Source organism: Peribacillus sp. FSL M8-0224 (assembly GCF_038003055.1).
GTDB lineage: Bacteria > Bacillota > Bacilli > Bacillales > DSM-1321 > Peribacillus > Peribacillus frigoritolerans.
Map to the genome: position 1 here is coordinate 180,937 of NZ_JBBOOJ010000001.1, position 14,101 is coordinate 195,037.

Below are 14,101 nucleotides of genomic sequence, written 5' to 3' on the forward strand. Positions count from 1 at the left end.
GGGGAAATGGAATGGCAAACAAAGATTTGAATAGGGACTTGAAAGGTCGTCATATTCAGATGATCGCTTTGGGCGGAACGATTGGTGTCGGTTTATTTATGGGTTCAGCCAGCACGATTCAATGGACAGGTCCGTCTGTAATGTTAGCTTATGCGATCTCTGGTTTATTTATATTCTTGATCATGCGCGCAATGGGGGAAATGTTGTACTTAGAGCCAAGTACAGGTTCTTTTGCAACGTTTGGTTATAAGTACATTCATCCATTGGCAGGGTATATGACAGCTTGGAGTAACTGGTTCCAGTGGGTTATCGTCGGGATGGCAGAAATTATTGCAGTGGGGACGTACATGCAGTATTGGTACCCTGATCTCCCTGCTTGGATTCCAGGTTTAATTGCAATGGTGATTCTTGGAGCAGCGAACTTAATTTCCGTTAAATCCTTTGGGGAAATTGAATTTTGGTTTGCACTGATTAAAATCGTAACGATTATTTTAATGATCGTTGCAGGTTTTGGACTGATTTTCTTTGGAATCGGTAACGGAGGGGAAGCCTTAGGGTTATCGAATCTTTGGGAACATGGCGGTTTATTTACAGGCGGCTGGAAGGGCTTCTTCTTTGCTCTCTCACTGGTGGTTGCCGCTTATCAAGGTGTAGAATTAATTGGGATTACGGCTGGTGAAGCAAAAGATCCGCAAAAAACGATAACCAAAGCGATTCAAAGTACCATTTGGCGTATTTTAATCTTCTATATCGGTGCGATCTTCATTATTGTAACCGTTTACCCTTGGGATCAATTAAGTTCGATTGGCAGTCCATTTGTTGCCACCTTTGCGAAGGTTGGTATCACGGCAGCAGCTGGAATCATTAATTTTGTCGTAATCACGGCTGCAATGTCTGGCTGCAATAGTGGTATTTACAGTGCAGGACGCATGCTTTACACATTAGGGATGAATGGACAAGCTCCAAAGTTCTTTGCAAAAGTATCTAATAGCGGTGTCCCTTTATTCGGTACGTTCGGAGTGATCGTCGGTTTAGCGATTGGAGTTGTTTTAAGTTATATTGCACCAGAAAATTTATTTGTGCATGTATACAGTGCGAGTGTACTTCCTGGAATGATTCCATGGTTTGTCATTCTGATCAGTCAAATTAAATTCAGGAAGGTCAAAAAAGCTGAAATGCACAATCATCCATTCAAGATGCCGTTTGCACCTGTTACAAACTACTTGACCATAGCTTTCTTGATCATGGTATTGATCGGTATGTGGTTTAATGATGACACACGTATATCTCTTATGGTTGGAATAGGTTTTCTGGCTATCGTAGCAATTAGTTATTTCGCTTTTGGAATAGACAAGCGTGTACAAGCCAATGCTCAGACAGAGGCTAAGAAGGAGGACAAAGTGGGTTAATCCATCATTCACTTTGGGTTTTGCAAAGGGTTGCTGCGGCAACCCTTTTCCAATGAAATTAATGATAAAATGGATTAAAATGATTGCTTCATTGTAAAGGGTGAACTTTTTATGTTTGGACTTAAAAGCCAGAAGATAAGGAGAAATTGACAATGACCACTTCAAAGAAGAATTTGAGGACTTGCGAAAAGGGACACAAATACTATAAATCCAGCGACTGTCCAACCTGCCCTGTATGTGAGCAGGAACGAAAACCTGATACAGGATTCCTTTCAGTGCTCTCGGCACCTGCCAGACGTGCATTGGAAAGCAATGGGGTAACCTCTTTACAACAGCTATCAACATATAGTGAAAAAGAAATTTTGAAATTCCACGGTATGGGACCAGCTTCTTTACCGAAACTTAGGGAAGCTTTGGAGACAGGCGGGTTATCATTCAAAGCTTAATCAATTTAGTGAATAAGGGATCAGGAACATCTTTTTTATGGACATCATCCTTGTTAAACTAATAGTAACTCTAAAAAGTGAGGTAACGAAAAATCATGAGTTCCTATACTCCCTATTTTGAATTCAATCGAAAAAAGTGGGCATCTTTGCGAAACCATACCCCTCTTCCTTTAACTGAAGAAGAATTGGATAACTTAAAAGGAATAAATGAAGAAATATCCATTCAGGAAGTGGAAGAGGTTTATTTGCCCTTGACTCGTTTGATCAATTTACATGTTGAGGCATCTCAGCAGCTTAACACAGCCACTTCTTCATTTCTAAAAACTGATGCTAAAAAAGTACCTTATATCATTGGGATTGCAGGGAGTGTTGCTGTAGGAAAGAGTACGACTGCAAGGTTACTTCAGACTTTATTATCCAGATGGGATAATCACAGAAACGTAGGTCTTGTCACTACCGACGGTTTTTTGTACCCAAATGATCTTTTAGAAGAAAAAGGATTGATGAAAAGAAAAGGGTTTCCTGAAAGTTATGATACCCAAAAGTTAATCAATCTTATCGGAGATGTAAAAGCGGGAAAAAATAAAGTGGAAGTTCCAATCTACTCACATTTGAAGTATGACATTTTGCCAAATGAAGTGCAGACGATCTGTAATCCGGATATTTTAATAGTGGAAGGTGTTAATGTTCTTCAAGTTGACAAGGAAAATCAAGTATTCGTCAGTGACTTTTTTGATTTCTCACTCTATGTAGATGCAGATGTTAACGACATAGAGCGGTGGTATGTCGAAAGGTTCCTTTTACTTCAAAAGACTGCATTTCAAAGTCCCGAATCCTATTTCCATCGTTATATTGACTTTTCTAAAGAACAGGCCATAAAAAAAGCGACTCAAATTTGGGAAGAAATTAATTTAAAAAATTTACATGAAAATATACTGCCGACAAAAGGACGGGCAAAACTCGTCTTGAAAAAAGGGTCAGAACACAAAGTTGAAAATATCTTCTTGCGAAAATAATAGAAATAATGTTTTTTTGTAATAGCAATAAGTTAAGAAATTATACCAATGAGGGACTATGAGATAAGTCTTAAAATTAAGAATATTATCAGTGACATTACCTTATATTGGTTTAGCTTTCAGTAATTATTGGTATTGTTATAATATCTAATAATTGGATGGAATTTATGATACTAGTTAAAAAGTTAAGAGTTTAGCAATTTCAGGAAGGCCCTTGTTTTTTAGGGAAATGGTTACAGAAAGTTCTAATTTCCCTTTTGTTTTTGTCAATAAATGTGTATTTTCCTGGCTTTTTCGAATCTGTCAATATTATTTCACTAACAGTTTCTTCCTTCAATGATGGGAAGTTGCTGAAGAAATCTTTTAATGCGACTATCGGGGCGGATAAGTTTAAGCTAATTTCTTCTCAAAATCAACATTTTAACAAAAAAAGTAATAGTAGAATATTTTAATCTATGAAATAATAATAATAGATTATGATATAGTTATAAGGAGACAGAAAAGGTGTGTTCCTAGTTCGTGCCGGGCTTTTTTTTGACACCTAAGCAGGAGCGCCTACATCTTTTTTGCAAATATAGGGGATAAGGAAGGTTATAATGAGCAACATACAGAAACAAACAGACGTTATCTTAATTGGCGGCGGAGTCATGAGCGCGACTTTGGGATCATTACTGAAAGAGTTAGCACCGGAATGGGAAATCAAAGTATTTGAGAAGCTTGCAAACGCAGGAGAAGAAAGCTCTAACGAATGGAATAATGCGGGTACGGGTCATTCTGCGCTGTGCGAGCTTAACTATACATCCGAAAAAGCTGACGGATCTATAGATATTAGCAAAGCAATTAAAATAAATGAACAGTTCCAAGTTTCATTGCAGTTTTGGTCGTATCTTGTAAACTGTAAGCTGATTGATAATCCGCAAGACTTTATCATGCCATTGCCTCATATGAGTATGGTGCAAGGGGATAAAAATGTAGCGTTCTTAAAGAAACGTTTTGAAGCGCTGTCCAAAAATCCTCTGTTCCAAGGTATGGAGTATTCCGATGACCCAGCAAAACTGATGGAATGGATTCCACTTATTATGCAAGACCGTCCATCGAATGAATCTATAGCGGCAACAAAAATTGATTACGGTACAGACGTTAACTTCGGTGCTCTGACACGCATGTTGTTTGACCACTTAAAGGCTCAAAACGTCGATATCAAATATAAACATAGTGTTGATAATGTTAAACGTGCCAGTGATGGCTCATGGGAATTAAAAGTGCGTAATGTCGATACCGGTAGCGTAGAACGTCATAATGCTAAATTCGTCTTTATCGGAGGCGGGGGCGGAAGCTTGCATTTACTGCAAAAATCCGGCATTCCTGAAGGGAAACATATCGGAGGATTCCCGGTAAGTGGATACTTCATGGTATGTAATAATCCGGAAGTTGTTGCACAGCATCATGGGAAAGTATACGGAAAAGCTAAAGTTGGTGCACCACCAATGTCTGTTCCGCATCTTGATACACGTTTTATCGACAATAAAAAATCGTTGCTATTTGGACCATTTGCGGGCTTCTCACCGAAGTTCTTAAAAACAGGTTCAATGTTCGATTTAATAACTTCCGTAAAACCGAATAATGTTTTAACTATGTTGGCGGCTGGCGCAAAAGAGATGCCATTGACAAAATACTTGATCCAGCAAGTTATGTTATCGAAAGAACAGCGTATGGAAGAGTTACGAGAGTTCATCCCGAACGCTAAGAGCGAGGATTGGGATTTAGTAGTGGCTGGCCAACGTGTACAAGTTATCAAAGATACTGCTGAAGGCGGCAAAGGTACACTTCAATTTGGTACGGAAGTTGTAAGTGCATCCGATGGCTCAATTGCAGCATTGCTAGGTGCTTCTCCAGGGGCTTCTACTGCTGTTCACGTTATGCTTGAGGTAATTAATAAATGCTTCCCGCAACGCATGAAAGAGTGGGAACCGAAAATTAAAGAAATGATTCCTTCTTATGGAGAGTCACTAATGGAAAATACAGAGCTTTTGCACGAAATTCAAACTTCAACATCAGAGACGCTTGGTCTTAGCAAAAAAAAAGAGCTAGTTTATAGTTAATTTTTGGATATCGAAGCAACATTGAAATTAAAAACAACAGAACCTTTAATCGATCTTTGATTGAAGGTTCTTTTTTTGTTTTAAAGTCTATTCAATTAAGGATGCATATTTGCAGGCAAATTCGAAGAAAATTGAGTTTATGGCTTGTACAATTTGGACGTTGATTGGAACGAGAGGCACTCGGCTTTCCGCGGGCGGTCCTCCCTCGGCTTGCGACTGCGGGGTCTACCCTTGACGCGCTTTTCTAAGCAGGAGTCTCGAACACCCGCTCCAATCAACTTAGTTTTAACTTTAGATAAAACCCTTTTGTCTACAAACTGAGGGATGCCATTATAGCATCCCTAAAGATTTCTGCTTCTAATGTATTTTTGAATTTATTTTGGAAATGGTCTCTTTATCGCAAATAATGAAAAGCTGTGCATCATCGGGAATTCGTGCATCTAATTTTTGGTTTATGTTAAGATCACCACGATCTGCTACCAGTGTGGCCCCTTTATTAAGAAGGTCCATGAATGCATCACGATAGGTTCGCCATTCATCTTGTTTAGAAATCTCATACATCGTCTCTTCATACTTTGAGCTCATAAGTTCTGAATACATGTGAGTGACTCCATGAGAAAATAAGGATCGTACTGCTGCGTGGGAGATCATTTCTTGTGTAGGAATAAACTCATCCACCTTTACACGCTCAAATAAACGAATATGCTTTTGATTGATTACCTCAGCGGTGACGTGTATTGCCGTATTGGTTTTTTCTTCAATGGACGTTATGGCAGTGGCAACTAATAATGTCTTTCCATCGACAAGTAACGGATCCTTTGTAGCATAATTATCTTGTGTTATTTGGTCAGCAAAAATGATAACGCCTTTTGCTTTAGAAAGATTTGCACGGAGTAATGTTTCTTCATCCGTGGCATCCCCGCGAACATAAAACAGACGCTCCTCCATCATGGGGGATTTTTCCAGGTTATCAATGATTACAATATCGATGGTTTCATCAGATTTAAAAATTTCTTGAATTGCTGATTTTGACTTTTCACTCCATCCAATCAGAATGATATGATTTTTACCTGTATATTTCATTTTTCCACCAACTTTACGTTTTTCGATAAGATATACAGATTTAATGATTTTTCCAATAAAAAGACTAACAAGCCCAATACCCGTTATGTATAGACCGATGGTAAATGCTTTTCCAAGATCGGTGACCGGTGCATAGTCACCAAAACCAACCGTAGCAAGCGTTGTAAGAACCCAGTAAACTGAAGTTAAATATGATTCGAACGTCTGTGGCTCTATAGAAAAAGCAATATATGCTGCAACTAATATGTATAAAATGGCAAATGGTATAAAGATTTTCCCTCTTAATTTAATCAGGTAATATATTATTTTTTTTACCTTAATTCTCATCATACCCATCCTAGTTATTAAGTCATCGTCGATTGAATTTATATTTCCCCAATTTAACAGATAATTAAACGTAAGAGTAAGAACTATTTATCCCCAAGTTGGGAGCAAAAAGCATATAAAAGAAAGCTTGATTGGATGTGTGACGTTCAGCTCTGTTTCTTATGCAAAAAAGGGGCAGGAACACTGAGTTTTATCTGCCCAAGCTTAATAGACCACTCATTCAGTTAGTTTTTGGTACCAAAACTATAGATTCTGCTCTTAAATTTCGCTCTGATTTTAATATAGATTATAAAAAGGACAATAATAGATGAATTTTAGAATATAAATTATAAAATAATCATCAAAAAGTAAAATTATTATTAGAATTTTCAGTATACAATGAATGTTAAATAATGAGGAGGACAAGCAAAATGAAAGCGGATACAAGTGAAAGGGTAAAGATATTAAAAAAAGAACAGGATTGCATATAAAAGTCTCGCAACAAGTGGCAGTGCTTCGCATGTTAATGAACAATATTACCGGGTTTTAGTTGTGCACCGGTACACGGGGGATTAAAAGCGGCACATAGCTGGGGTGTTTTGCTGCTGGAATAAGGTGAAACTTTACGTGATTGGATGTGGGCATGACGCCAGAATTTACCCAGTAGGCAATTAAATTATAGGGGGAATGATTATGGAATCACCAAATGTTGCGACAAATACGAAACAAGAGGAGCCGCAGATTCAATCTACTACGAATGTACTGAAGTTTATTATATACAGTTTAATAGGAAGTTTTATGTTTTTTATTCCCATTACCATAAATGGTGTTTCAAGCATACCGATTGATCATATAGTAACATGGATCAAAGTAACCTTGCCGTCAGCCGTTCCCATTTATGCTCTTATTGTCATTCTATTAGGAGCTGTTTATCCATTTATTTCAAAAAGCTGGAGCAAAGATAAGGTATCAATCGTTTTTTCTTTATTAAAAGTATTAGGTGCTGTTGTTGCGATCTTAATATATTTCAAGATCGGACCCGAATGGTTAATGGCCCCAAGTATGGGTCCTTTCCTTTTCGAAAAACTTGTCATACCTGTAGGTCTTGTCGTTCCTTTAGGTGCTATATTTTTGGCGCTTCTCATTGGATACGGGCTTCTCGAATTTTTGGGTGTACTGATGCAGCCGATCATGAGGCCGATATTTAAAACGCCGGGGCGTTCAGCGGTTGATATGGTTGCTGATTTAGCAGGTAGCTATTCCATTGGTATGCTTATTACGAATCGACTATATAAAGAAGGAAAATACACCCTTAAAGAGGCAGCTATTATTGCAACTGGCTTTTCAACGGTTTCAGCAACGTTCATGATCGTTGTAGCAAAAACCCTCGGGCTTATGGATTTATGGTCGCTTTTCTTTTGGGTTTCTTTAGGAATCACGTACCTTGTCACTGCCATTACCGTACGCATTTGGCCATTAAATAAAATGAGCGACGAATATTATTCGGATAATGCGGATCCAGAAGAAGTTATCAAAGAAGGACTTTTCCGAAATGCCTGGAACAGTGCGATGGTGGGAGCAAATAATTCCGTAAGTCTTGGCAGAAATTTATGGGAGAACTTAAAGGACGGTTTTCTTATGACAATGAGCATTCTGCCGTCCATTTTATCCGTTGGTCTCATCAGCCTTGTATTAGCGGAGTACACTCCAATATTTAATTTACTTGGCTATCTTTTTTACCCATTTACCTGGGCATTGCAAATACCTGAACCATTTTTGGCTGCAAAAGCTTCAGCTATAGGAATTGCAGAAATGTTCCTGCCGGCGCTTCTTGTAGTTGATGCACCTCTGGTAACAAAGTTCATCATTGCCGTGGTTTCTGTTTCATCCATATTGTTCTTTTCAGCGACGATACCTTGTATCCTATCAACCGAAATCCCGATCAGCATTACGAAGTTGATTGTAATCTGGTTTGAACGGACACTCATCACGTTAATTATTACGGCACCCATCGCAATATTGCTGCTTTAGTGCAAATCAATGAATCTTAATTCGATCACAAATCGAACGGATGCGTTCGTATTATAAGGTCGACCAGTAATTACTGGTTGGCTTTTTTTGATAGAAGTAGACATGGTAGGACTCACGGTTGCGCGGGACATTTGAAGCAGGGGGAGTGGAAGGCGGAAAAACAATTCCTTGTATTCCAGTTTAAAAGCATCCAAAAGTTAATGATTTAGTTTTTTTCTTATCCAACTAATGGGCATCTACTATTAGGGATGACTAAAGGACCCTGGTGAATACCACCTTCCAATAGTCTTGTTTTAGAGGTATTGATGACATGATCGGCCATTTTTATCGAGAAGGATCCCATAGCCTTTTTATGTTTTCCATCACATGAACAATATTAGGAAAAACATCCATAAAAATTATTTGGAGAAAATAATATTTATTCTAAAAATTCATATTATAATACTTTATTCTTATGCTATATTATAGGGAGAATTATTTATTATCACGTATAATTTAAGAATTGGAGTGATTTGAATGAAGAAACTTGGTTTATTGAGTATGTTTTTGATTTTAACTATCTTTATCTCGGCTTGTGGAACCAATGAAGGAAAAAATGCAGGTGAGGAAAAGAAACCTGAAAAGGTATATAAAGTTGGTGTGGATACGACTTATCCTCCTTTTGAATTTAAAGAGGGGAACGACTATAAAGGTATCGATATTGAATTGATCAATGCAATCGCGAAAGACCAGGATTTCAAAATCAAATTGTCTCCAATGGATTTCGGTGGAATCATTCCGGCTATGCAAGCCAATCAGCTTGATGTGGCCATTGCGGGAATGAGCATTACAGAGGAAAGAAAAAAGGTAGTGGATTTCTCAACACCGTATTTTGATGCAGGGTTAACAATAGTTGTTAAGAAAGATAATACAAGCACTAAAACCGTTAAGGATCTTAAAGGAAAAACCATAGCAGTGAAAAAAGGAACAACAGGTGCTAAATATGCACAGGATAATGCTACGAAACTAGGAATCAAAGTTGTTCAATTCAATGATAGTCCAGCGATGTTCCAGGAAGTGGCCAACGGTAATGCGGATGCCCTTATAGAAGATTATCCTGTCATCTCATATGCAATCGCCCAAAAAGATCTTGGGTTGAAAATCGTAGGTGACCGTTTGAATGGTGACCAATATGGAATTGCTGTATTGAAAGGGCAAAACGAGGATTTATTGAAAAAAATAAATGATGGTCTTGCCAATCTTAAAAAAGACGGCACGTATGATGAAATTATAAAAACGTATCTTGGTGAATAAGGTTAATAAACAATAGATTAAAGCTCATTAGGCGCGCTTATTGCGCGCTTTCTTTTTCAAAGGGGTGAAAGAAATGGATATAATTGTTGCGGCGTTGCCACTTTTATTAAAAGGACTTCAGGTGACACTTTATATCTTTGTGATTGCCATTATCCTAGGGTTTTTGATTGGTTTACTTGTCGCATTGCTGCGACTTGCCCCCATCAAAATCTTGAACTGGATTGCAAAGGTTTATGTGGATGCAATACGAGGGACACCGTTCATCGTTCAGTTATTTTTTATCTATTTTGGTGTGAATTCATTGAATTTGATTTCTTTGGACAGTACAACAGCTGGAATAATTACCGTTGCAATCAATGCAGGGGCATATTTTGCTGAAATAATAAGGGCAGGGATACAATCAATCGATAAAGGGCAAACGGAGGCGGCAAGATCCATCGGGTTCACTGGAGCTCAAACAATGAGATATGTCGTGCTTCCGCAAGTCTTTAGAAGGATGCTCCCTACCATTACGAATCAATCGATCATTAGCTTGAAGGACACTTCTCTATTATCCGTCATTGGTATAGCCGATTTAACCCAGCAAGGTCAGATTCAAGCTTCGGCAACTTTTGAAGCATTCAAGATTTGGCTGGCCGTGGGTGTGATTTACTTTATCATCATCTATTTGTTAACCCTAATTGCTAACTTCATAGAAAGGAGGGTACAAGTTCGATGAGCATCATTACAGTAAAAAACCTAAGAAAATCATTTGGAACTGTCGAGGTTTTAAAAGATATAAATGCAGAAGTGCAGGAAAAGGAAGTAATTTGCGTAATAGGCCCTTCTGGATCTGGAAAGAGTACATTCCTGCGTTGCCTTAACCTCCTTGAGGAAGTTACCGGCGGCGAGGTGGTCATTAACGGACATGATATAACCGATCCTAAAAGGAAAATCAATATAAACAAAGTCCGGCAAGAAGTTGGAATGGTTTTTCAACATTTCAATCTATTTCCACATAAGACCGTTTTGGAGAACATAACCTTGGGCCCCATTAAAATTCGTGCCACCGATAAAGCGGAAGCAGGAAGATTAGCGCTTGAGTTATTGGATAAGGTTGGTCTAAAGGAAAAAGCAAATAGCTATCCGGGGGAACTTTCCGGCGGACAAAAACAGCGGGTCGCCATCGCAAGGGCATTGGCGATGAATCCGAAGATCATGCTATTTGATGAACCGACTTCTGCCCTTGACCCTGAAATGGTCGGTGATGTTTTGGAGGTAATGAAACAACTGGCTAAAGAAGGAATGACAATGGTCGTCGTTACGCATGAAATGGGCTTTGCCCGGGAAGTCGGGGACCGGGTGATATTCATGGATGGAGGGTATATCGTGGAAGAAAATGAGCCGAATGAATTATTCGGTAACCCACAGCACGAAAGAACCAAAGCATTCTTGAGCAAAGTGCTTTAACGGGATGCTTTTAAGATCGTAAATCATGAATGAAGTTGTGCATAAAGTGTGGACAAAGCAATGCGGGAAATGAGGGGAAACCCCAAACGCATGAGCCTTTCCCTCATCTTTGTGCATAACTTTTTTGGTTTTTAGAGCAGGAACCTATCAGTCAGGAGATGTTTTTATTCATATCAATTTCAATCGGGCAAACGTCACAGAAAAGAAACCTATGCATTTAACACATGCATAGGTTTCTTTTTATTTATTTGGCACCGTAACTAATCAAGTTCGTCATGATTCGATATCCGCCTGGAACCTGGCCTTGAATTTGCCTGTATAGGACAAGGTTGGTATAGAGGTAGGTGCCATTACCGTATTTAGCCATAAGGATACCGCCATCAAATGGTTCTTCATTCGGATCAGCCATGGAAATGAATGTTTCATACCGTTCATCCCATTCCATTGGGAAATACAATCCTCTTTCTTGGACCCAATTGCTCCAGTCATCCCTTGTTATTTTATTTGGATAGGTAAAAAGCGCCGATTCTGGTTTCGACACGTTTACTGTGGCTTTTTCATCGGTTACCCGCCAGCGAATCGAAGGATTCCCGAGGGTAAGAGGATATGGAGCCGTCTTCAAGGCATCCCATCCATCACCCGGTTTATGGTATTGCACGACGAGATGTCCGCCGTTTTCCACATACTCAAGTAAGCGCGCGTTATTTGCCTTTAAATCTTCCCTCGATAGATAGGCACGGATGCCTGTAACGATCGTGTCATATTGACTTAAATCACCTTCAGCTAAATCAGCTGCAGTTAACTTCGTAATGTTCAGCCCTGCATTGCTTAAGTAATCTGCCACTTTATCGAATCCGCTTTCAATGTACCCCACTTTTAATGAAGCTGGCTTCAAAAGCTCAAATGCAACGGTATTGATAGCTGCTGGGTATTGGTAATAGAATGTTCCGATATGGTCATAGGAAATCTCCTGAATGGTCGAATCAAAGGTTTTCCCATTGACAGTGGCAGCTGCCTTCACCTGATATTCACCTTTTTGGATGGCCTTCGGTGGTCTGAGGGTGAACTTCACTTGTTTTTCTTCTGATTTTTCATTAAATGATACAGTGGCATTTTGGGGATGAACTCCCCAATTTTCAGGGACTTTTAAAGCGACCTTTGCTGATGCTTTTCCTTCTGTATAATTTTTCAAGGTCACCGTCACTGGGATTTCCTCTTTTACATCTGCTGTATTTACGACGATATCTTCAGGAGATAAGGTAAGGCCAACGTCGGGAAGGACGGCGATCGTTCCATCCAATTCTTCCTTGATGGAAGTTTTTGTGCTCCCGTATTTATAAGAAATGCTGGTCGTAATGGTTGATTCATCATAGGCATGGTAATAAGCTGCATCTTCAGGGACTTCAACCAGGTAGGTCATTGTCGCTGATTTATTAGGTGCCAGATTGACATCTTTTGATTTTGTTTTTGTCTTCCATCCTTTAGGCACGTTCAATGCAGCAGCGACTTTTTTCAATGTTTGTTTCCCGTTATTCTTCATGGTTATGGTTACGTACGTATTTTGACCTTTAGTAAGAATCTTTGAAGCTGCTTCAGCTTGAACCTCGAGCCCTGAGGAGACATAACTGACGTTTTGCAATTGCTCTTCTTTTAATGAGAGCTTATGAAGCAAGTCGTTTTTGATGGCAGGGCTTAGCTTTGCCTTTTTGACTTGCGCAGTCATTGAACGAACATTGGAAAGAGCTTTTTGGGATGTTGAAAAAACACGTTTAGCATGGGGATAAGACTCAATAACAGCGTCCAGATTCCGTTGCAGGTACCTAAATTCACCTTTTAATTTTGAAGCTGAGCGAGGGAGTTTTTCAGCCCATTCAGTAAAATTGTAAGGTACACCTGCAAAAAGGTCCGACTCGCTTTTTATATCAACCGCGCTTTGCTTCAAATCCAAATGGATCTGGCGTGGTGCTGCAGGGATATCAGAACCCATGCCTTGGCTTTTGTGCAGATAGCGGGATTGTTCTCCAAGCTGTGGGTAAGTCATTTTGTATATTGGGTCATATTTACCGATTTCTATCGAAGTGGTTGCTTGATCTGCCGAGGAAACGGGCAAATATAACTTTTTCACTTGCCATACCGATAGACCTTGTTTCAATTGTTGTGGAAACACAGTTGGGTCGGCGGCATCCGTAAAGGCACGTTCACTTAGGATTGTCATTGTTCGATGATGTCCATGCTGGGTATCATCGTTTTGAAAGGATGGCATCAATATATCTGGCTGATACGTCCGAATAAAGCGGATAAGCCGTTCATATGTGAGTTCCTCGCCCCATTTTTGTAATGTTTCCTCTGGTGTTTTAGAGAAACCGAAATCATAAATGGGATCAGAGGTGGTTTCGCTTAGATGATAGGCTTTAACCCCGGTGATTTTTGCAGCTTCTATCATTTCCCTCGAACGGATGATTCCAAGAGCGTTGTCCAGTTCATCCCCAATTTCATTTTGTCCTCCCTCACCACGGTTTGCAATCAGGCTGGATGTTTTCACCCCTAACCCTCTCGATAGATAAGCGAGAAAGTCACTGCGTTCATCATCGGGATGGGCACCGCTGTTCAAGAATGTCACGGTCGTTTCGAGCGGCTTGACCGCATTCCATAATTCAACGTTGGTTTCATCAGGATTTGCAGCGCTGCCTCCAAGCGGCAATGACGCAAGAACCAACAAAAGGGAAAGCAACGATAACAAAGCTTTTTTCATTCTTTAACCCCCTTCAACTTTTATAAAACACCTAAAAAAATGTAGGTTAGTAATGTTTTCTAACTAACCAGACAAAAAAACCTATCTAATAAATAGCACTAATGGTTATAAATGTAAATAATGCGAAGTAACTATTAAAAATTGAACATTTAAACGTTCCGAAAAAATCTTGTGCGTTGAAATTATTTAAGTTATATTTTTACTTAATTAGGAA

General features: G+C 39.2%; 10 protein-coding genes. 8 read left to right on the forward strand and 2 right to left on the reverse strand.

Features of this window, described 5'->3' with window-relative positions; all coding sequences use genetic code 11:
* Window positions 1-11: 11 nt before the first annotated feature.
* From MKX49_RS00865 to MKX49_RS00880, 4 genes are all read left to right on the forward strand, one after another.
* A complete protein-coding gene (locus tag MKX49_RS00865; protein ID WP_034305642.1) occupies window positions 12-1,409 on the forward strand; it encodes an amino acid permease in 1,398 nt (465 codons plus the stop codon).
* A 152-nt stretch (window positions 1,410-1,561) separates the two neighbouring features.
* The gene (locus tag MKX49_RS00870; RefSeq protein ID WP_048685166.1) at window positions 1,562-1,855 is read left to right on the forward strand and encodes an RNA polymerase alpha subunit C-terminal domain-containing protein; all 294 of its coding nucleotides are present in this window, start codon (window positions 1,562-1,564) and stop codon (window positions 1,853-1,855) included.
* Window positions 1,856-1,950: 95 nt separating this feature from the next.
* On the forward strand, window positions 1,951-2,871 hold the full coding sequence (gene coaA / locus MKX49_RS00875; RefSeq protein WP_063595223.1) for a type I pantothenate kinase: 921 nt from the start codon (window positions 1,951-1,953) through the stop codon (window positions 2,869-2,871).
* A 596-nt stretch (window positions 2,872-3,467) separates the two neighbouring features.
* Complete coding sequence (locus tag MKX49_RS00880) at window positions 3,468-4,973, forward strand: malate:quinone oxidoreductase (protein ID WP_048685171.1); 1,506 nt, start codon at window positions 3,468-3,470, stop codon at window positions 4,971-4,973.
* 357 nt (window positions 4,974-5,330) lie between these two features.
* Here MKX49_RS00880 and MKX49_RS00885 read toward each other — a convergent pair whose 3' ends face one another.
* Entirely contained in the window at window positions 5,331-6,383 is a 1,053-nt protein-coding gene (locus MKX49_RS00885; protein WP_063595222.1) for a potassium channel family protein, read from the reverse strand.
* Window positions 6,384-7,055: 672 nt separating this feature from the next.
* On the opposite strand from MKX49_RS00885, the gene MKX49_RS00890 reads away from it, so the two are divergent.
* The 4 genes from MKX49_RS00890 to MKX49_RS00905 all read left to right on the forward strand — a co-directional run bounded on the left by MKX49_RS00890 (window position 7,056) and on the right by MKX49_RS00905 (window position 11,135).
* The gene (locus MKX49_RS00890; RefSeq protein ID WP_063592195.1) at window positions 7,056-8,393 is read left to right on the forward strand and encodes a YjiH family protein; all 1,338 of its coding nucleotides are present in this window, start codon (window positions 7,056-7,058) and stop codon (window positions 8,391-8,393) included.
* A 516-nt stretch (window positions 8,394-8,909) separates the two neighbouring features.
* Window positions 8,910-9,686 (forward strand): transporter substrate-binding domain-containing protein, encoded by a 777-nt coding sequence (locus MKX49_RS00895; protein WP_048685177.1) that lies wholly within the window; start codon window positions 8,910-8,912, stop codon window positions 9,684-9,686.
* A gap of 73 nt (window positions 9,687-9,759) precedes the next feature.
* Complete coding sequence (locus MKX49_RS00900) at window positions 9,760-10,404, forward strand: amino acid ABC transporter permease (protein ID WP_340874259.1); 645 nt, start codon at window positions 9,760-9,762, stop codon at window positions 10,402-10,404.
* Window positions 10,401-11,135 (forward strand): amino acid ABC transporter ATP-binding protein, encoded by a 735-nt coding sequence (locus tag MKX49_RS00905; protein ID WP_048685183.1) that lies wholly within the window; start codon window positions 10,401-10,403, stop codon window positions 11,133-11,135. The genes MKX49_RS00900 and MKX49_RS00905 overlap by 4 nt, the downstream gene beginning before the upstream one ends.
* Before the next feature lie 244 nt (window positions 11,136-11,379).
* On the opposite strand, the gene MKX49_RS00910 is transcribed toward MKX49_RS00905, so the two are convergent.
* Window positions 11,380-13,887 carry an NEW3 domain-containing protein gene (locus MKX49_RS00910; RefSeq protein WP_340874262.1) on the reverse strand — a complete coding sequence of 836 codons (2,508 nt, stop codon included), beginning with the start codon at window positions 13,885-13,887 and terminating at the stop codon, window positions 11,380-11,382.
* Window positions 13,888-14,101: the final 214 nt, after the last annotated feature.

Coding starts and splice junctions, on each gene's coding strand:
- MKX49_RS00895 (WP_048685177.1), top strand. CDS start 8,910: ATGAAGAAACTTGGTTTATTGAGTATGTTTTTGATTTTAACTATCTTT.
- MKX49_RS00890 (WP_063592195.1), top strand. CDS start 7,056: ATGGAATCACCAAATGTTGCGACAAATACGAAACAAGAGGAGCCGCAG.
- MKX49_RS00880 (WP_048685171.1), top strand. CDS start 3,468: ATGAGCAACATACAGAAACAAACAGACGTTATCTTAATTGGCGGCGGA.
- MKX49_RS00885 (WP_063595222.1), bottom strand. CDS start 6,383: ATGAGAATTAAGGTAAAAAAAATAATATATTACCTGATTAAATTAAGA.
- MKX49_RS00900 (WP_340874259.1), top strand. CDS start 9,760: ATGGATATAATTGTTGCGGCGTTGCCACTTTTATTAAAAGGACTTCAG.
- MKX49_RS00865 (WP_034305642.1), top strand. CDS start 12: ATGGCAAACAAAGATTTGAATAGGGACTTGAAAGGTCGTCATATTCAG.
- MKX49_RS00870 (WP_048685166.1), top strand. CDS start 1,562: ATGACCACTTCAAAGAAGAATTTGAGGACTTGCGAAAAGGGACACAAA.
- coaA (WP_063595223.1), top strand. CDS start 1,951: ATGAGTTCCTATACTCCCTATTTTGAATTCAATCGAAAAAAGTGGGCA.
- MKX49_RS00905 (WP_048685183.1), top strand. CDS start 10,401: ATGAGCATCATTACAGTAAAAAACCTAAGAAAATCATTTGGAACTGTC.
- MKX49_RS00910 (WP_340874262.1), bottom strand. CDS start 13,887: ATGAAAAAAGCTTTGTTATCGTTGCTTTCCCTTTTGTTGGTTCTTGCG.